Consider the following 15,740-nt stretch of genomic DNA (forward strand, 5'->3'; position numbering starts at 1 on the left):
ACGGGCCATAGTTTTGTTCCCGCAGGCATGCCCGTTGCCTGCCCAGAACAAGACAGAGACTGGCCATGACCAAGACTCTCCATCACCGCGCCTGCCACCTGTGCGAAGCCATCTGCGGCCTGACCATCGAGACCACCGAAACCGATGGCAACGTCGCGATCACCTCGATCAAGGGTGATGCCCTCGACACCTTCAGTCGTGGGCATATCTGCCCCAAGGCCGTGGCACTGCAAGACATCCAGAATGACCCCGATCGCCTGCGTCAGCCGATGCGCCGGGTCGGCAGCGAATGGCTGCCGATCGAGTGGGACGAGGCCTTTGCACTGGTGGCCGAGCGTCTGGCGGCGATTCAGGAGCGTCACGGGCAAAACGCGGTGGCGGTTTATCAAGGCAACCCGAGCGTGCACAACTACGGGCTGATGACCCACAGCAACTACTTTCTCGGCCTGCTGAAGACGCGCAATCGCTTCTCGGCGACTTCGGTCGATCAGTTGCCGCATCACCTGAGCAGTTACCTGATGTACGGCCATGGCTTGCTGCTGCCGATCCCGGACATCGATCACACTGATTTCATGCTGATCCTCGGCGGCAACCCGCTGGCGTCCAACGGCAGCATCATGACCGTGCCGGATGTCGAGAAACGCCTGAAGGCGATTCAGGCGCGCGGCGGCAAAGTGGTGGTGGTCGATCCCCGGCGCAGCGAAACGGCGGCCATCGCCGATCAGCACCTGTTCGTGCGGCCCGGTGGCGACGCGGCGCTTCTGTTCGGGGTGCTCAACACCTTGTTCAGCGAAGGCCTGACCCGTGACAGCCACTTGCCGGTTGATGGCCTTGATGAAGTGCGCGCAGCCGTCGCAACCTTCACTGCCGAAGCCATGAGTCCGCTGTGTGCGGTGCCGGCCGAGCAGATCCGCCAACTGGCGCGGGATTTCGCTGCGGCGCCGAGTGCGGTGTGCTACGGGCGCATGGGCGTTTCAACGCAGGCGTTCGGCACCCTGTGTCATTGGCTGGTGCAGTTGATCAATCTGGTCACCGGCAACCTTGACCGCGTGGGTGGCGCGTTGTGCACCGAGCCGGCGGTGGATCTGGTGGCGTCGACCTCGGGCGGGCATTTCAACAAATGGCAGAGCCGGGTGTCCGGACGGCCCGAGTACGGCGGCGAGCTGCCAGTCTCGGCGCTGGCCGAAGAGATGCTCACTGAAGGCGAAGGGCAGATTCGCGCGCTGATCACAGTGGCCGGCAATCCGGTATTGTCGACGCCCAACGGCCGGCAACTGGAGCAGGCGCTGGACGGTCTGGAGTTCATGCTCAGCATCGACCTGTACATCAACGAAACCACGCGTTACGCCGACCTGATCCTGCCGTCGACCTCGGCGCTGGAGAACGATCACTACGACACTACGTTCAACCTGTTCGCGGTGCGCAATGTCACTCGTTTCAACCGGGCGATTCTCGCCAAGCCAGAGGGTGCGCTGCACGATTGGGAAATTTTCGTCGGCCTGGCCAAGGCTTTCGCCGAAAAGACCGGCAAGGAACTGAAGCCGACGATGCCGCCGGCGAAGATGATCGACATGGGCCTGCGCATGGGGCTGTATGGCGATACGTCCGATCAGAAACTCTCGTTGGCGACATTGTTCGATCATCCGCACGGGATTGATCTTGGGGCGTTGAAACCGAATCTTGCCGCTCGCCTCAAGACGCCAAATCAACGGGTGCAGGCTGCGCCGCCGGAGATCCTCGCTGATCTCGCACGCTTTGCGGCCTTGCAGGCGCCGGCAGCCGATGAGTTGTTGATGATCGGCCGGCGCCATGTGCGCAGCAATAATTCGTGGATGCACAATTACCATCGGCTAGTGAAGGGCAAACCGCGTCATCAACTGCTGATGCACCCGGACGATCTGGCCAGTCGCGGGCTCGACGACGGGCAATTGGTGCGCGTCAGTTCGCGGGTCGGACAGATCGAAGTGGAGGTGCTCGGTAGCCTGGACATGATGAAAGGCGTGGTCAGCCTGCCCCATGGCTGGGGGCATGCGCGCCCGGGCGTGCAGATGGCGATTGCCAGTGGTCAGCCGGGGTCGAGCGCCAACGACCTGACCGATGAATGCCAGCTCGACGAGCTGTCGGGCAACGCGGCGCTCAATGGCGTGCCGGTGACGGTGGTGGCGGCTTGAATATGCCTGTCGGGGAGACCGAGCAGCGCGCTCGGGATTCCGTTACAATGCGTCACCGTGCCGACCCATGAGTCGGAAAGTTCAGCCGAGGTGCTCCATGGATATCATCGAAACGATTAAAGAGCAGATTGCCAACAACACCATTCTGCTTTACATGAAAGGCTCGCCGAATGCCCCACAGTGTGGCTTTTCCGCGAAAGCTGCGCAGGCTGTAATGGGCTGTGGCGAGAAGTTCGCCTACGTCGACATCCTGCAGAACCCGGAAATCCGCGCCAACCTGCCAAAGTACGCCAACTGGCCGACTTTCCCGCAACTGTGGGTTGGTGGTGAACTGGTCGGCGGCAGCGACATCATGGCTGAAATGTTCGCCAACGGTGAGCTGCAGACTCTGGTCAAGGAAGCATCGGCCAAGGCGGCTGCGGCCAAGTCCGAGGCCTGATCCGGCTTTCACTCGGCACGTGCTTCTGCTATAGGAGCTGTCGAGTGAAACGAGGCGGCGATCTTTTGATCTTCAGCCAATAAAAAGCCCCGCACCTCGAAAGAGGGCGGGGCTTTTTAGTGCGCTGGAAAAGTTAACGCGAGTTGCCGGTGCAATCTGAAAAGATCGCAGCCTGCGGCAGCTCCTACTCTTCGCCCATCTGCGATTGCAGATAGTTCTCGAGACCGACTTTATCGATCAGACCCAGTTGGGTTTCCAGCCAGTCGATATGCTCTTCTTCGGATTCGAGAATGTCTTCAAGCAATTCACGGCTGCCGAAGTCGCCAACCGATTCGCAATGGGCGATGGCGGCTTTCAGGTCGGCGTGGCCGGTCTTCTCGATACGCAGGTCACATTCCAGCATCTCCTGGGTGTGCTCGCCGATGTGCAGCTTGCCCAGATCCTGCACGTTCGGCAGGCCTTCGAGGAACAGGATGCGCTTGATCAGCTTGTCCGCGTGTTTCATCTCGTCGATGGATTCGTGGTACTCGTGCTTGCCCAGCTTGTTCAGGCCCCAATCTTCATACATGCGGGCATGCAGGAAGTACTGATTGATCGCGACCAGCTCATTGGCAAGGATCTTGTTGAGATGCTGGATGACTGTAATGTCGCCTTTCATGATGGGAGTCCTGCCCTGTAATAGCCGTATATAGGGCGGAGTTTGAGCCGGGTATTTATAAGTGTCAAACCTAAGTTATTGAATAATAAATGAAATTAAATCTGAATAAGAATGTTTGTGTTCCGCGTCTGGCACCTAAGCACTTGATTTGCGGACATAAAAAAACCGGACATAAGTCCGGTTCTTCGAAATCTTTGTAATTACGCAGCCGTAAATTCTACCGGATAGGGGATCGCGGCCTGAGCAGTTTGCAGCTTGGTCAGGGTTTCGCGAACCACTTCCTTGGCCAGGCAGGCACATTTGCCGCATTGGCTGGCGACGCCAGTGGCCTGGCGGACTTCTTTGTAGCTGCAGCAACCTTCATAGATCGCTTCGCGGATCTGTCCGTCGGTGACGCCAGTGCAGAGGCAAACATACATAAGTGAGAACCGTCGCTGGTTGTGACTCAATTGCGATGGATCTTAATGTTAACGAGAATGATTGTCAAAGTGCTTTCTGAATGGTTTTCGATCGAAAGGCCGGCCGCTGACGAACGGTGATTAATGGCGAATTGCCTGGCCCCGAAAATGCTGGTCCGTTATCGGCCTTGGGCAAAAACCGTTAAGGACAGGCGAAAAACGCAGTGTATGATGGTCGGCCCTTGCGAAGAGGGTTCGTGTCACAGGGCTGTCGCCTGAGGGTGGCAGGCTGGCCCGGACCCTGAACTTCAAAGTTATTCACCAGGAGATATCCATGAGCGTACTCGTAGGCAAACAAGCCCCTGACTTCACCGTCCCGGCCGTACTCGGCAATGGCGAGATCGTTGACAGCTTCACCCTGTCCTCGGCCATCAAAGGCAAATACGGCCTGGTGTTCTTCTACCCGCTGGACTTCACCTTCGTCTGCCCGTCCGAGCTGATCGCTCTGGACAACCGCATGGCTGACTTCAAGGCGCGCAACGTGGAAGTGGTCGCCGTGTCGATCGACTCGCACTTCACCCACAACGCCTGGCGCAACACCCCGGTCAACAACGGCGGCATCGGCCAGGTGAAATACACCATGGCTGCCGACATGAAGCACGAAATCGCCAAGGCCTACGACGTTGAGTCCGAAGGCGGCGTGGCTTTCCGTGGCGCGTTCCTGATCGACGACAAGGGCGTCGTCCGTTCGCAGATCATCAACGACCTGCCGCTGGGTCGTAACATGGAAGAGCTGATCCGTCTGGTCGACGCTCTGCAATTCCACGAAGAGCACGGTGAAGTTTGCCCTGCCAACTGGAAGAAAGGCGACAAAGGCATGAACGCTTCGCCAGAAGGCGTCGCGGCTTACCTGACCGAGAACGCTGCTGCCCTGTAAGGCGCAACGTCGCGGTACAAAAAAACCGGCCCAAGTGGCCGGTTTTTTCATGCGCGGGAAATACCCGACGAGGATCAGTCGTCGAAGTCTTCCCAGCCGCCCATCTGTTTCCAGCGGTTGACGATGCCGCAGAACAGCTCGGCGGTCTTCTCGGTGTCGTAACGCGCCGAATGCGCTTCACGGCCATCGAAGTCGATGTCGGCGGCCTGACAGGCTTTCGCCAGAACGGTTTGACCGTAAGCCAGGCCGGCCAGCGTCGCGGTGTCGAAGCTGGAGAACGGATGGAACGGATTGCGCTTCATGTCCAGTCGCGCCACCGCGGCATTCAGGAAGCCAAGGTCGAAACTGCTGTTGTGCCCGACCAGGATCGCGCGTTTGCAACCATTGGCCTTCAGCGCCTTGCGCACGCCACGGAAGATGTCGGTCAGCGCGGTTTCTTCGCTGACCGCCATGCGCAACGGGTGATCGAGCTTGATCCCGGTGAATTCCAGCGCTGCCGCTTCGATGTTGGCGCCTTCGAACGGCTCAACGCGGAAGAAGTAGGTGTGGTCCGGGTAAACGAAACCCTTTTCATCCATGGCGATGGTGGTCGCAGCAATCTCCAGCAGAGCGTCGGTGGCCGAGTTGAAGCCACCGGTCTCTACGTCGACGACAACCGGCAGGTAACCGCGAAAACGTGCTGCCATTGGGTGACGGGAACCGCCGCCGCCACCTTGACCGTCCAGTTCGTCGTCGAAATGGTCTTCACTCACGCGTGTTCCTCCAGCAGGCGCCAGCGCAGTTTTTCACCGGCGCGCAGCGGGATAACGTTCAGCTCGCCGAATGGCAGGCTGGTCGGGGCGGTCCATTCTTCGCGAACCAGGGTGATGCGATCGGTGTTGGCCGGCAGACCGTAGAAGCGCGGGCCGTTGAGGCTGGCAAACGCTTCGAGCTTGTCCAGCGCATTACGCTGTTCGAACGCTTCGGCATACAGCTCGATGGCGGCGTACGCGGTGTAGCAGCCGGCGCAGCCGCAGGCGGCTTCCTTGGCGTGCTGGGCGTGCGGCGCCGAGTCGGTGCCGAGGAAGAACTTCGCGCTGCCGCTGGTGGCGGCGTCGAGCAGGGCTTCCTGATGAGTATTGCGCTTGAGGATCGGCAGGCAATAGAAGTGCGGCCGGATCCCGCCCACCAACATGTGGTTGCGGTTGTACAGCAGGTGATGCGCGGTGATGGTCGCGCCGACATTGGCCGAAGCCTCGTTGACGAACTGCACGGCGTCGCCGGTGGTGATGTGTTCGAACACCACTTTGAGCGTCGGGAAACGCTCGACCACCCGGCGCATGTGCTCATCGATGAAAATCTTTTCGCGGTCGAAGACATCGACATCGCCACGGGTGACTTCGCCGTGGATCAGCAGCGGCATGCCGACTTCGGCCATGGCTTCCAGCGCCGGGAAGATCTTGTCGATGCTGGTGACTCCGGAATCGGAGTTGGTGGTGGCGCCAGCCGGGTACAGCTTGGCGGCGTGCACGAAACCGCTGGCCTTGGCCTCACGAATTTCTTCGGGCTGGGTGCGGTCGGTGAGGTACAGCACCATCAGCGGTTCGAAACGACTGCCGGCCGGGCGGGCAGCGAGAATCCGCTGGCGATAGCCATCGGCTTCAGCGGCGTTGCGCACCGGTGGTACCAGGTTGGGCATGATGATGGCGCGGCCAAAGGTGCGCGCCACATCGGCAACGGTATTGGTCAACACGGCACCATCGCGAAGATGAATGTGCCAGTCGTCGGGACGCAGCAGGGTCAGGCGGTCGGACATGAGGGGATTCCAGGCGGGTCAAACTGAGGGGAATGCTACCGGAAAAGACTCTTGCAGGCACTCGCTATCAAGTTTTGCCGGAACCTTCCGATAGCCCGTAGGTATGCCGTAAACATAGTGTGAATCGGTCTTTGTGTTACAGAAGCCAATGGAGCCTCCCGTGCGCCAGCGATATTTAGCCTTGCTCAGTGTGTTTGCCAGCCTCCCCGCGATGGCGCTCACCTACCAGACGCGTCTGGAGAACATTGAGTGGACGGTCGAGGGCGACAAGTTCGAGTGCCGCCTGACCCAGCCGATCACCGATTTCGGCTCGGGCCAGTTCGTGCGCAAAGCCGGCGAGCAGGCGATATTCCGCCTGAATGCCTACAACGCCATGCTCGGCGGCGGTTCGGCGACGTTGCTGGCGGCGGCAGCGCCCTGGCAGCCGGGGCGCAACGACATTAATCTGGGCAGCGTCAGGATCGGCACCGGCAATGTGCTGTTCAACAGTTCGCAATCACAGGCCGGGGGGCTGATCAGTGGCTTGCTGGACGGCCGCAGTCCGGTGGTGCGCCGTGCGTCCGGCGATGGCCGGGTTTCGGAAGTGCGTCTGTTGCCGGTCAAGTTCAGCAAGGCGTTCAACGAATACCAGACATGCGTGGCGAAGCTGCTGCCGCAGAATTTCGATCAGGTCAAACACTCGCAGATAGGCTTTCCTGGCGAAGGCACCGATCTGGATGCCGACGCCAAGGCCAGGCTGCAGGTGATGCTCGAGTTCATGAAGGCCGACCCGACGGTCAATCACATCGAACTGGATGGCTATTCCGACAACAGCGGTAATCGTCTGACCAATCGTGAACTGTCGCGCCGGCGCGCGCTGGCGGTGGTCGATTTCTTCAAGGCCAACGGCATCGCCGAATCGCAGATCACCGTGCGCTTCCACGGCGAGCAATACCCGCTGGTGCCGAACAACAATGCAGCTAACCGGGCGAAGAATCGCCGGGTCAGCGTGAAGCTGGCGCGAGTGGCGCCGACCACCGCACCAGCCCCGCAAGCCAGTACGCCTGCCAATGCTGCAGCGACTTCCTGACCCGCCGGTCATCGTCGCGCTCTCGACAGATTCTGTCGCTTTGTCGTCTTAAGCTGTCGCGCCTCTGTAAATTATCGGATTTGAGCGGTAGACTCTTCGGCTTTCCGTAGAACCCCGTGGAGTGATGGCATGGCGGACGTAAACAAGGTCGTTCTGGCGTATTCCGGCGGCCTGGACACTTCGGTGATCCTCAAGTGGCTGCAGGATACTTATAACTGTGAAGTGGTGACTTTCACCGCTGACCTGGGTCAGGGCGAAGAGGTCGAGCCGGCTCGCGCCAAGGCTCAGGCCATGGGCGTCAAAGAAATCTACATTGACGACCTGCGCGAAGAGTTCGTGCGTGACTTCGTGTTCCCGATGTTCCGCGCCAACACCGTTTACGAAGGCGAGTACCTGCTGGGTACTTCCATCGCACGTCCGCTGATTGCCAAGCGCCTGATCGAAATCGCCAACGAAACCGGCGCCGACGCCATTTCCCATGGCGCCACCGGCAAGGGTAACGATCAAGTGCGTTTTGAACTGGGTGCCTACGCGCTCAAGCCAGGCGTGAAAGTGATCGCGCCATGGCGTGAGTGGGACCTGTTGTCGCGCGAGAAGCTGATGGACTACGCCGAAAAGCACGCGATCCCGATCGAGCGTCACGGCAAGAAGAAGTCCCCGTACTCGATGGATGCCAACCTGCTGCACATCTCTTATGAAGGCGGCGTGCTGGAAGACACCTGGACCGAGCACGAAGAAGACATGTGGCGCTGGACCGTCTCCCCGGAGAAGGCTCCCGACACCCCGCAATACCTGGAACTGACCTACCGCAACGGCGACATCGTTGCCCTCGACGGCGTCGAAATGACTCCGGCCACCGTATTGGCGACGCTGAACAAGATCGGTGGTGCTCACGGCATCGGCCGTCTCGACATCGTGGAAAACCGCTATGTCGGCATGAAGTCCCGTGGTTGCTACGAAACCCCGGGCGGCACCATTATGCTGCGTGCACACCGCGCCATCGAATCGATCACTCTGGACCGCGAAGTCGCTCACCTCAAAGACGAGTTGATGCCGAAATACGCCAGCCTGATCTACACCGGTTACTGGTGGAGCCCGGAGCGTCTGATGCTGCAACAGATGATCGACGCTTCGCAGGTCAACGTGAACGGTGTGGTTCGTCTGAAGCTGTACAAAGGCAACGTGATCGTTACCGGCCGCAAGTCCGACGATTCGTTGTTCGACGCTAATATTGCGACCTTCGAAGAAGACGGCGGCGCTTACAACCAGGCTGACGCGGCGGGCTTCATCAAGCTTAACGCGCTGCGCATGCGCATTGCAGCCAACAAGGGCCGCAAGCTGTTTTAAGTCACGCAGGTCTGTATGAAAAATGGCGGCTTGTCCCTGGACAATGCCGCCATTTTTTTATGCTCGTCTGGCGCTCTCCTGGATTGTCTGTCGCTACGGCCCACTCCGGGGTTTTCTTGAATACCCATTTCAGGCATCTGCCTTGCGTTTCATAGTTCGCTCAGAACCGTAGTGCTTTGCGTACTCACGTTATAGGCGACCAAGAGTTTCGCGCCGCCGCTTTTCTTCGACTGTCTGATAAGGCTGAGCGTCATTTGCTTGAGCAAAACCTCGGATGCGGGATCAGTCAAAAAAAGCACTGCCTTGGCCGATTGTTTGCCTAGGCGCGGAAAGTGTGCGACCAGCGTATTGAACGCCTGTGAGTTGTTCATCGGACGAACATCTATGGCACGCAACGTGCCCATGGGTTTGGGTAACTGAATGTTGTGTTCAATCCACGGTTCCTCGGGGCAGGCTATTTCAGCAGACCGATGGGATTGCGTCTGGTCAGTACCGTGTGTTGGTAGCGTTGGTTCTGGTTTATTCGAATTTGATTTCTTGCCGGTTGCAATTGAAGTGTCTGTCGGAGACAAATCCGGGTTGCTCTCGGTGGTCTTGAGTTCCTCAAAGGTTTTTAGAAAGCTGTCGTCTTTCTCGAAATCCGAGGGGGCGTACAGAGAACGGTAGTTGAAGTTCAGTGTTAAAAAAAACAGCAGCAACAAGTAAAACGGGAAGCTGATCAGAAACCAGACATAGACCTCCCTTTCGTTGTTATCTAAAAAAGGCAAGGAAATGGCGGCTGATGATTCTGAAATAAATGCAAATATCGCAATTATGGTCATGGGGTTGGTTATCTTTTTTCTGACTTTTATCATGGGGCGTGCTCATTAAATGTGTGTTTCCAATAGGTGGATTGGTTGGGTGTGGGTTGAAGTTTATACGTGAGGCTATTTTTATATTAAAGAAAATCAGTTGGGTAGAAGTATCTTGTTTCAGATATTTATTGTTAAAGTGCTTTGAATGGTTTGTATGTTGTTTTTTACAATTGGTCATCTGCCAAGTGCCGATCGCGAATGAGTCACAGGTATTCATTGAACAGCAATATTCTGTCTGCATTCGATGAGCAACTTGCTCTGAAAGCGAGTGCGCAAGGGCTTCAGGGCGTAGTATTTTTCACGTCGGTGCAGGGGGGGGGAAACAGTCGTGTCATGGAAATAGTGCGTAAGTGGGTTTTTTTGTAGGAATAGTCTTTATTTGTTGTAGGGGATGTCTTTCGCTGGGAGTGCGATGGAACTCTCTTGTGCCATGTCGGAAGTGACTGGGCTATTGTGCGTGCTCTAAAAATTCGAACAGCGAAACTGGACTTGCCCATGAATAAAGTGCTGATCGTGGATGATCATCCCGTCATTCGTCTTGCTGTGCGTATGCTGATGGAGCGTCATGGCTACGAAGTCATTGCAGAAACGGATAACGGTGTAGATGCTTTGCAACTTGCGCGTGAACAGATGCCGGATATTGTTATCCTGGATATTGGAATACCGAAGCTCGATGGTCTTGAAGTTATTGCGCGTCTGAACTCGACACCGATGCCCTTGAAAGTTTTGGTGTTGACTTCCCAGGCCCCAGGGCATTTTTCAATGCGCTGCATGCAATCGGGGGCGGCAGGGTATGTCTGTAAACAGCAGGATCTGACGGAGCTGCTCAGTGCGATCAAAGCCGTACTGTCCGGATACAGTTATTTTCCCAATCAGGCCCTGCATACCGTACGTACCAGCCTCGGTAATGCCAGCGAGGCCGATATGGTAGACCGCCTGTCCGGGCGGGAAATGATGGTGTTGCAGCAGTTGGCGCGGGGTAAAACGAACAAGGAAATTGCCGATGGCATGTTCCTCAGCAACAAGACGGTCAGCACTTACAAGACCCGCCTGCTATTGAAACTCAATGCCCGGTCGTTGGTGGATCTGATTGAACTGGCGCAACGCAACGGGCTTGTCTGATGCTCCTGAAGCCCGAGGCAACGTGGGCTGCGCCATGTCAGATGCTGCAGAAAGTAAAAAGCCTCCGGTCAGGGAGGCTTTCAAGTGTCAAAGATCAAAATCGTAATCGGCCAATTGCTTTTGCAGTCGGCGCTCCTCAAGCAGGTTGTCGATGGTGCGGCGTTTGCTCAGATTGGTCTTGGCGACTTCGACCACCGGTTCGGCGTCGTCGGTTTCTACAGCGGTGAAATCGTCATCTACATCCAGTTGTTCTTTGCTGTCAGTCATAAGGTGAACTCCAGGCTAAGACTGCCTTTGGCGCTCCTTATATCGATATTCCTGCTGCGGGTAAAAAAGATTTTTTCAATCGATAAATCAATTATTCCAATAGCCAATCAATCGTCAGAGGTTTTGTGTTTGTACTCGCACAAATCCTCGATTCGGCAGCTGCCACAGCGTGGCTTGCGCGCCAGACACACATAGCGACCGTGCAGAATCAGCCAGTGGTGAGAATCCAGCAGGTAGTCTTTTGGCACAAATTTCATCAGCTTCTTTTCAACTTCAACGACATTTTTACCCGGGGCAATACCGGTGCGGTTGCTCACACGAAAAATGTGCGTGTCGACCGCCATGGTCAACTGACGGAAAGCGGTATTCAGGACCACGTTGGCCGTCTTGCGGCCGACGCCGGGCAGCGCTTCCAGTTCTTCGCGCGTCTGCGGGACTTCGCCATTGTGCAGTTCGACCAGCATGCGGCAGGTCTCGATCACGTTTTTCGCTTTGCTGTTATAGAGACCGATGGTTTTGATGTATTCGGACAGCCCTTCGACGCCCAGTGCGTGGATTGCAGCGGGGGTGTTAGCCACCGGGAACAGTTTTGCCGTGGCCTTGTTGACGCCGACGTCGGTTGATTGCGCCGAAAGAATGACCGCGATCAACAACTCGAACGGCGAGGAATAGGCCAGTTCGGTCTTCGGCTCGGGATTGTCTTCGTGAAGTCTGCGGAAGATTTCCAGACGTTTTGCGGCATTCATGGATGATGTGTTTCCTTGGAGAGAGCGTTCGAGCGGGTCCAGGCCTGGCGGGCGGCGAGCAGAAGCCCAAGCGCGATGAATGCGCCGGGAACCAGGGTGAACAGGTGCAGCCCTTCGTTGAACAGCACCAGGCCTTGCCAGTGCTCAGGCAGGCCACGGCCGATATGGCCCTGACCGAACAGTTCACGCAGTGCCGCCAGCGCTAGTAGCAGCCCGCTCGACAGGCCAAAAAACTTCAGGCGCAGGCCAAGTGCCTGGGCAAAGAATCCATTGTATTCCAGCACTACGCATTGCAAGGCGATCAGCCCGGTATAGATTCCGAGTGACTGTTGCCACTGCAACGCCCAGCGTTGCGCGAGGATATTGGCGCAACTGGTCAGGGTGGCGGCCAGCAGCAGACTGGCCAGCATCCGGTCGCGGTCAGACAGTCGCGAGCGCAATGCGCCGAAACAGACACCGTAAACCGCCACGACGACGCCCGACATCAGCAGCATGCCCAGTGCGCTAGCCAGTGTTGTACTGGTGCCAAGTAGCACAACCAGCATCGAAGCATTCGTCAGGTTCGTCGGCCGATTCATGATCCGCTCCCCAGCAAGGTTGTGCGGTGCTCATCAAAGTAGCGCAGGGCGTCGTGGATGGCATTGACGGTGGCCCGGGAGGTGATGGTCGCGCCCGCCAGTTGATCGAACTGTCCCTGATCCTTTTTCAGCGCCCAGCCTGCGTCGTCAGGCGCGTGACGCGATTGCCCGGCAAATGTCGCCAGCCAGTGGTTCGGCCAGTCGCCAATCAGTCCGCCGAGTGCGGGCGTTTCGTTGTGCCGCAGGGTTTTGACCCCCAGCAGTCTGCCGTTGGCATCGATGGCGATCAGCAGCTCGATAACGCCGGCATAGCCCTCAGTCTGCGTGCGCAACAGCACCGCCACCGGCTGCCCGGCTTTGCTGGCGCGGTAACCTGCCAGCAGTTTGCTGTGGCTCAACGTCGCATCAGTCAACGCCAGTGGCTGCTCCAGCGGCTGATTGTCGTATGCATCGGCCGCGAGTACATCGAGCAGCTTGCGGCTGTCGAGCAGGGCCTGCTCGCTGGCAATCTGCGGCGCACTGGCGCGCTGCATCACGTAAGTCAGGCCGAGCCCCGCGCCGGCCAGCAGCACGAGCATCACGACAGAAACCGTGCGGCTCATGATTGCACCTGCGTCTGGCGGGCGGCGGCAAAACGTTCCAGCGCTGGCACGCAGAGATTCATCAGCAACACGGCAAATGCAACGCCGTCCGGGTAGCCGCCCCAGGTGCGGATCAGGTAGGTGAGCAAGCCGACGCCAACGCCGAACAGCAGCCGGGCCATCGCACTTTTGGCGCCCGACACCGGTTCGGTAATGATGAAAAAGGCACCGAGCATGGTTGCCCCGCTCAGCAGGTGAAACAGCGGTGAGCCGTGGGAATTGGAACCCGAACCGTTCCAGCAGAGCAGGCTGACGAGAAACAGGCTGGCCAGCATGCCGACCGGCGCTTGCCAGGCGATTACCCGGCGCTGCAACAGCCACAGCCCGCCGGCGAGAAACGCCAGATTGATCCACTCCACGCCGCGTCCGCCAAAGCGGCCGAACGCCGGGTTGGCGGCGAACAACTCATCCATGGTCAGGCTCTTGTTGATGCGCAGACTGTCCAGCGCAGTGGCCTGCACCCAGGCGTCCGGGGCCTGGCCCAGATTCAGGACTTGGGCAAAAGCGGCCTGCAGATTCATGCCGTGCGCCGGCCAGTGGGTCATCGGTTGTGGGAACAGCACCATCGCCAGGGCGAAACCGAGCATGGCCGGGTTGAACGGATTTTTGCCGACACCACCGTACACATGCTTGCCGAACAGCAGACCCGAAGCCACCGCGGTCACGGTCAGCCACCACGGGCAGTAAGGCGGCAGGGCAGCGGCCAGCAGTGTCGCGCTGACCAGCGCGCTGCCATCGCTGAGCGTCGGTTGCAAAGGTTGGCGCCGCAGGCGGGTGACGCCGGCTTCGATCAGCAGCGCCGTGCTCGCCGCCAGAATCAAATTGATCAGCACGCCCCAGCCGTAACACCAGAACAGTGCCAACAATCCCGGCAGCGTGGCCAGCAGCACCTGCTTCATCGCCTGTTGCAGGCGATCATCCGGTGCCTCACGGGGCGACATGGTCTTGCACCTGACGCTCGGCGGCCAGCAAGCGAGCGCGGGCCTTGTCGAGGATGTCATTCGGTGTGTCGGCGCGGCGTTCGAGTTTGCTCAGGTCGGCGCGGGCGTAGGCCAATTCGGTTTTCAACTGGCGGAGCTGGTTGTCGATCGGGCGCTTTTCCACCCGGACCAGATCAGGCACAGGCTGCTCACTGGCCGCCTCGGCCACATGCAGGGCTTGCTCGGCATCACGCAGTGCCTGTTCCAGCGTGGCAATCTGCTGCGCGGGTGCTTCGGCGGTCTGAGCCTTTTTCAGTTCGGCGCGACGCATGGCCAACTGGATTTTTGCCCGTTTCAGATCCGCGTCTTTCGCTGGAGCCGGAGCCGCAGCGGCTGGAACGGCGGTGCTGCTTTCGAGTTTCGCCAGCGCCTGTTCTGCCGCTTCGAACTGCTGTTGCAGCACGATCAGTTGCGATTGCTGTTCGAAGGTCGGTGGATGGCCGAAGGCTTTCAACGATTTGTGCAATTGTGCGCGGCTCATGGCGACATCGATCTTGGCTTTCTTCAGCGCCGCATCGGCGGTTGCGGCTTTCTGCGCGCGCACCCGTTCCAGAGCTGCCTGCACCGGATCGAGAGTGGCCGTCGCCGGTTGCGCCGCCCGATGCGCGCGGGCTTCGCGCTCAGCCTGTTTGTGCTGTTCTTCGCGTTGCAGGCGGGCGTTGCGGCGTTCGAAACGCTGGCGCGCATGATCGCGTTTGGCCGTGCGTGCGCGCAGCTCTTCAAGGCTGGTCGCCAGGCCACCGACCACCGGTAAGGTGCCGAGCGGCAGCGGGTGCATCTCGATGCAATCCACCGGACACGGTGCCACGCACAGGTCGCAACCGGTGCATTCGTCGATCAGCACGGTGTGCATCAGTTTCGCCGCGCCGACGATGGCGTCGATCGGGCAGGCCTGGATGCACTTGGTGCAGCCGATGCACTCGGCCTCGCGGATGTACGCCACTTGTGGCGGTGCCGCGCCGCGGCTGACGTCCAGTTCCAGCACCGGCACGTTCAACAGTTCAGCCAGGGCGGCGATGGTTTCGTCGCCGCCGGGCGGGCACTTGTTGATCGGTTCGCCGTCGACGATGCCTTGCGCATAGGGCTTGCACCCGGGGTGGCCGCATTTGCCGCACTGGGTCTGCGGCAGGAGGGCATCGATGAGTTGAATCAGACTCATGTTTTGATCAGTCCACTGAATCCGAGAAAAATCACTGCGATCAGTCCGGCGCCGATCAGGTCGATCGGCAAGCCGCGAAAGGGCAGGGGAATGTCGTTGTCCGCCGTGCGTTCACGCAAGTCGCTGAACAGGCTCAGCACCAGCCAGAAACCTAGCCCGGCGCCGAGGCTCAGTGCCGCCGCCTGCAACAGGCCATGATCATTTTGCGCATTGATCAAGGCCAGCCCGAGCACGCCGGCATTGCCCAGCAACAATGGCCATAGCCCATCGAAGGGCCAGTCAGGCAGCGCACGGGTCAGCAGTTTCAATACCGGCGCGATCAGCAGCGCGTTGAGCGGCAAGAACACGAACAGGTGCAGGGCCTGCAGTTGCAGCGGTACCAGCAGCCAGTGCCAGATTGCGTAACCGGAGATGCCGAGGCTCAGCATCAGGCACCCCGTCGCCAGCCCCAGCGCATGCACCTGGCGCCGACTGCCGGCCAGCAACGGATCGACGCCCAGCGGCCAATGCAACACGAAGTTGTTGAGCAGGGCGGCACTGATCAGCGTAAGCGCAAGTTCGGTCATGGTTCTGCCGGCA

The 15,740-nt window shown here is 58.9% G+C and carries 18 protein-coding genes; 6 read left to right on the top strand and 12 right to left on the bottom strand.

From position 1 onward, the window contains the following. Window positions 1–65 precede the first annotated feature (65 nt). Both AB1J88_RS26790 and grxD read left to right on the top strand, forming a co-directional pair. A complete protein-coding gene (locus AB1J88_RS26790) occupies window positions 66–2,171 on the top strand; it encodes a molybdopterin oxidoreductase family protein (protein ID WP_430292343.1) in 2,106 nt (701 codons plus the stop codon). A 97-nt stretch (window positions 2,172–2,268) separates the two neighbouring features. Continuing rightward, window positions 2,269–2,610 carry a Grx4 family monothiol glutaredoxin gene (grxD, locus tag AB1J88_RS26795; RefSeq protein ID WP_003227729.1) on the top strand — a complete coding sequence of 114 codons (342 nt, stop codon included), beginning with the start codon at window positions 2,269–2,271 and terminating at the stop codon, window positions 2,608–2,610. Between the two features lie 184 nt (window positions 2,611–2,794). On the opposite strand, the gene bfr is transcribed toward grxD, so the two are convergent. Together bfr and AB1J88_RS26805 are read right to left on the bottom strand one after the other, a co-directional pair. After that, the gene (gene bfr / locus AB1J88_RS26800; RefSeq protein ID WP_003227727.1) at window positions 2,795–3,268 is read right to left on the bottom strand and encodes a bacterioferritin; all 474 of its coding nucleotides are present in this window, start codon (window positions 3,266–3,268) and stop codon (window positions 2,795–2,797) included. Between the two features lie 200 nt (window positions 3,269–3,468). Further along, window positions 3,469–3,687: a bacterioferritin-associated ferredoxin gene (locus tag AB1J88_RS26805; RefSeq protein ID WP_003227725.1), complete on the bottom strand. Its 219-nt coding sequence runs from the start codon at window positions 3,685–3,687 to the stop codon at window positions 3,469–3,471. Between the two features lie 313 nt (window positions 3,688–4,000). Here AB1J88_RS26805 and AB1J88_RS26810 point away from each other — a divergent pair, with 313 nt between their 5' ends. Next, the gene (locus AB1J88_RS26810) at window positions 4,001–4,603 is read left to right on the top strand and encodes a peroxiredoxin (protein WP_007963972.1); all 603 of its coding nucleotides are present in this window, start codon (window positions 4,001–4,003) and stop codon (window positions 4,601–4,603) included. A gap of 74 nt (window positions 4,604–4,677) precedes the next feature. On the opposite strand, the gene rnt is transcribed toward AB1J88_RS26810, so the two are convergent. Both rnt and pyrC read right to left on the bottom strand, forming a co-directional pair. Continuing rightward, window positions 4,678–5,355, bottom strand: a complete 678-nt coding sequence (gene rnt / locus AB1J88_RS26815) for a ribonuclease T (protein ID WP_003227721.1) — start codon at window positions 5,353–5,355, stop codon at window positions 4,678–4,680. Then, window positions 5,352–6,398, bottom strand: coding sequence for a dihydroorotase (pyrC, locus tag AB1J88_RS26820; protein ID WP_047296199.1), 1,047 nt, complete (start codon window positions 6,396–6,398; stop codon window positions 5,352–5,354). Before pyrC ends, rnt begins: the two co-directional genes overlap by 4 nt. Before the next feature lie 160 nt (window positions 6,399–6,558). On the opposite strand from pyrC, the gene AB1J88_RS26825 reads away from it, so the two are divergent. Next, entirely contained in the window at window positions 6,559–7,467 is a 909-nt protein-coding gene (locus AB1J88_RS26825; RefSeq protein WP_086791774.1) for a flagellar protein MotY, read from the top strand. 129 nt (window positions 7,468–7,596) lie between these two features. After that, on the top strand, window positions 7,597–8,814 hold the full coding sequence (locus AB1J88_RS26830; RefSeq protein ID WP_027612065.1) for an argininosuccinate synthase: 1,218 nt from the start codon (window positions 7,597–7,599) through the stop codon (window positions 8,812–8,814). Window positions 8,815–8,963: 149 nt separating this feature from the next. Here the strand turns inward: AB1J88_RS26830 and AB1J88_RS26835 are convergent, their stop codons facing one another. After that, the gene (locus AB1J88_RS26835; RefSeq protein WP_430292345.1) at window positions 8,964–9,668 is read right to left on the bottom strand and encodes a hypothetical protein; all 705 of its coding nucleotides are present in this window, start codon (window positions 9,666–9,668) and stop codon (window positions 8,964–8,966) included. A 495-nt stretch (window positions 9,669–10,163) separates the two neighbouring features. Between AB1J88_RS26835 and AB1J88_RS26840 the strand changes: the two genes are divergently transcribed. After that, window positions 10,164–10,790 (top strand): response regulator transcription factor, encoded by a 627-nt coding sequence (locus AB1J88_RS26840; protein WP_003227711.1) that lies wholly within the window; start codon window positions 10,164–10,166, stop codon window positions 10,788–10,790. An 87-nt stretch (window positions 10,791–10,877) separates the two neighbouring features. Here the strand turns inward: AB1J88_RS26840 and AB1J88_RS26845 are convergent, their stop codons facing one another. From AB1J88_RS26845 to AB1J88_RS26875, 7 genes are all read right to left on the bottom strand, one after another. Continuing rightward, entirely contained in the window at window positions 10,878–11,057 is a 180-nt protein-coding gene (locus AB1J88_RS26845) for a PA3496 family putative envelope integrity protein (RefSeq protein ID WP_041068377.1), read from the bottom strand. 107 nt (window positions 11,058–11,164) lie between these two features. Continuing rightward, a complete protein-coding gene (gene nth / locus AB1J88_RS26850; protein ID WP_003227707.1) occupies window positions 11,165–11,803 on the bottom strand; it encodes an endonuclease III in 639 nt (212 codons plus the stop codon). After that, window positions 11,800–12,381 (bottom strand): Rnf-Nqr domain containing protein, encoded by a 582-nt coding sequence (locus AB1J88_RS26855; RefSeq protein WP_430292347.1) that lies wholly within the window; start codon window positions 12,379–12,381, stop codon window positions 11,800–11,802. The genes nth and AB1J88_RS26855 overlap by 4 nt, the downstream gene beginning before the upstream one ends. Then, the gene (locus tag AB1J88_RS26860) at window positions 12,378–12,983 is read right to left on the bottom strand and encodes an RnfABCDGE type electron transport complex subunit G (RefSeq protein ID WP_222018509.1); all 606 of its coding nucleotides are present in this window, start codon (window positions 12,981–12,983) and stop codon (window positions 12,378–12,380) included. Before AB1J88_RS26860 ends, AB1J88_RS26855 begins: the two co-directional genes overlap by 4 nt. Further along, window positions 12,980–13,963 (bottom strand): RnfABCDGE type electron transport complex subunit D, encoded by a 984-nt coding sequence (locus AB1J88_RS26865; protein ID WP_430292348.1) that lies wholly within the window; start codon window positions 13,961–13,963, stop codon window positions 12,980–12,982. The genes AB1J88_RS26860 and AB1J88_RS26865 overlap by 4 nt, the downstream gene beginning before the upstream one ends. Next, a complete protein-coding gene (rsxB, locus tag AB1J88_RS26870; protein WP_430292350.1) occupies window positions 13,950–15,161 on the bottom strand; it encodes an electron transport complex subunit RsxB in 1,212 nt (403 codons plus the stop codon). The genes AB1J88_RS26865 and rsxB overlap by 14 nt, the downstream gene beginning before the upstream one ends. Further along, the gene (locus tag AB1J88_RS26875; protein ID WP_430292352.1) at window positions 15,158–15,727 is read right to left on the bottom strand and encodes an electron transport complex protein RnfA; all 570 of its coding nucleotides are present in this window, start codon (window positions 15,725–15,727) and stop codon (window positions 15,158–15,160) included. The genes rsxB and AB1J88_RS26875 overlap by 4 nt, the downstream gene beginning before the upstream one ends. Between the last annotated feature and the right edge of the window lie 13 nt (window positions 15,728–15,740).

Origin of the sequence: Pseudomonas sp. S8 (assembly GCF_050473925.1) — a bacterium.
GTDB lineage: Bacteria > Pseudomonadota > Gammaproteobacteria > Pseudomonadales > Pseudomonadaceae > Aquipseudomonas > Aquipseudomonas parakoreensis.

Excerpts from the sequence above, each read along its gene's own strand:
- AB1J88_RS26865 (WP_430292348.1), bottom strand. The coding sequence starts at position 13,963 with ATGTCGCCCCGTGAGGCACCGGATGATCGCCTGCAACAGGCGATGAAG.
- AB1J88_RS26840 (WP_003227711.1), top strand. The coding sequence starts at position 10,164 with ATGAATAAAGTGCTGATCGTGGATGATCATCCCGTCATTCGTCTTGCT.
- AB1J88_RS26875 (WP_430292352.1), bottom strand. The coding sequence starts at position 15,727 with ATGACCGAACTTGCGCTTACGCTGATCAGTGCCGCCCTGCTCAACAAC.
- bfr (WP_003227727.1), bottom strand. The coding sequence starts at position 3,268 with ATGAAAGGCGACATTACAGTCATCCAGCATCTCAACAAGATCCTTGCC.
- AB1J88_RS26860 (WP_222018509.1), bottom strand. The coding sequence starts at position 12,983 with ATGAGCCGCACGGTTTCTGTCGTGATGCTCGTGCTGCTGGCCGGCGCG.
- AB1J88_RS26830 (WP_027612065.1), top strand. The coding sequence starts at position 7,597 with ATGGCGGACGTAAACAAGGTCGTTCTGGCGTATTCCGGCGGCCTGGAC.
- grxD (WP_003227729.1), top strand. The coding sequence starts at position 2,269 with ATGGATATCATCGAAACGATTAAAGAGCAGATTGCCAACAACACCATT.
- rsxB (WP_430292350.1), bottom strand. The coding sequence starts at position 15,161 with ATGAGTCTGATTCAACTCATCGATGCCCTCCTGCCGCAGACCCAGTGC.
- AB1J88_RS26805 (WP_003227725.1), bottom strand. The coding sequence starts at position 3,687 with ATGTATGTTTGCCTCTGCACTGGCGTCACCGACGGACAGATCCGCGAA.
- AB1J88_RS26845 (WP_041068377.1), bottom strand. The coding sequence starts at position 11,057 with ATGACTGACAGCAAAGAACAACTGGATGTAGATGACGATTTCACCGCT.
- AB1J88_RS26855 (WP_430292347.1), bottom strand. The coding sequence starts at position 12,381 with ATGAATCGGCCGACGAACCTGACGAATGCTTCGATGCTGGTTGTGCTA.
- AB1J88_RS26790 (WP_430292343.1), top strand. The coding sequence starts at position 66 with ATGACCAAGACTCTCCATCACCGCGCCTGCCACCTGTGCGAAGCCATC.
- AB1J88_RS26835 (WP_430292345.1), bottom strand. The coding sequence starts at position 9,668 with ATGATAAAAGTCAGAAAAAAGATAACCAACCCCATGACCATAATTGCG.
- nth (WP_003227707.1), bottom strand. The coding sequence starts at position 11,803 with ATGAATGCCGCAAAACGTCTGGAAATCTTCCGCAGACTTCACGAAGAC.
- AB1J88_RS26810 (WP_007963972.1), top strand. The coding sequence starts at position 4,001 with ATGAGCGTACTCGTAGGCAAACAAGCCCCTGACTTCACCGTCCCGGCC.
- pyrC (WP_047296199.1), bottom strand. The coding sequence starts at position 6,398 with ATGTCCGACCGCCTGACCCTGCTGCGTCCCGACGACTGGCACATTCAT.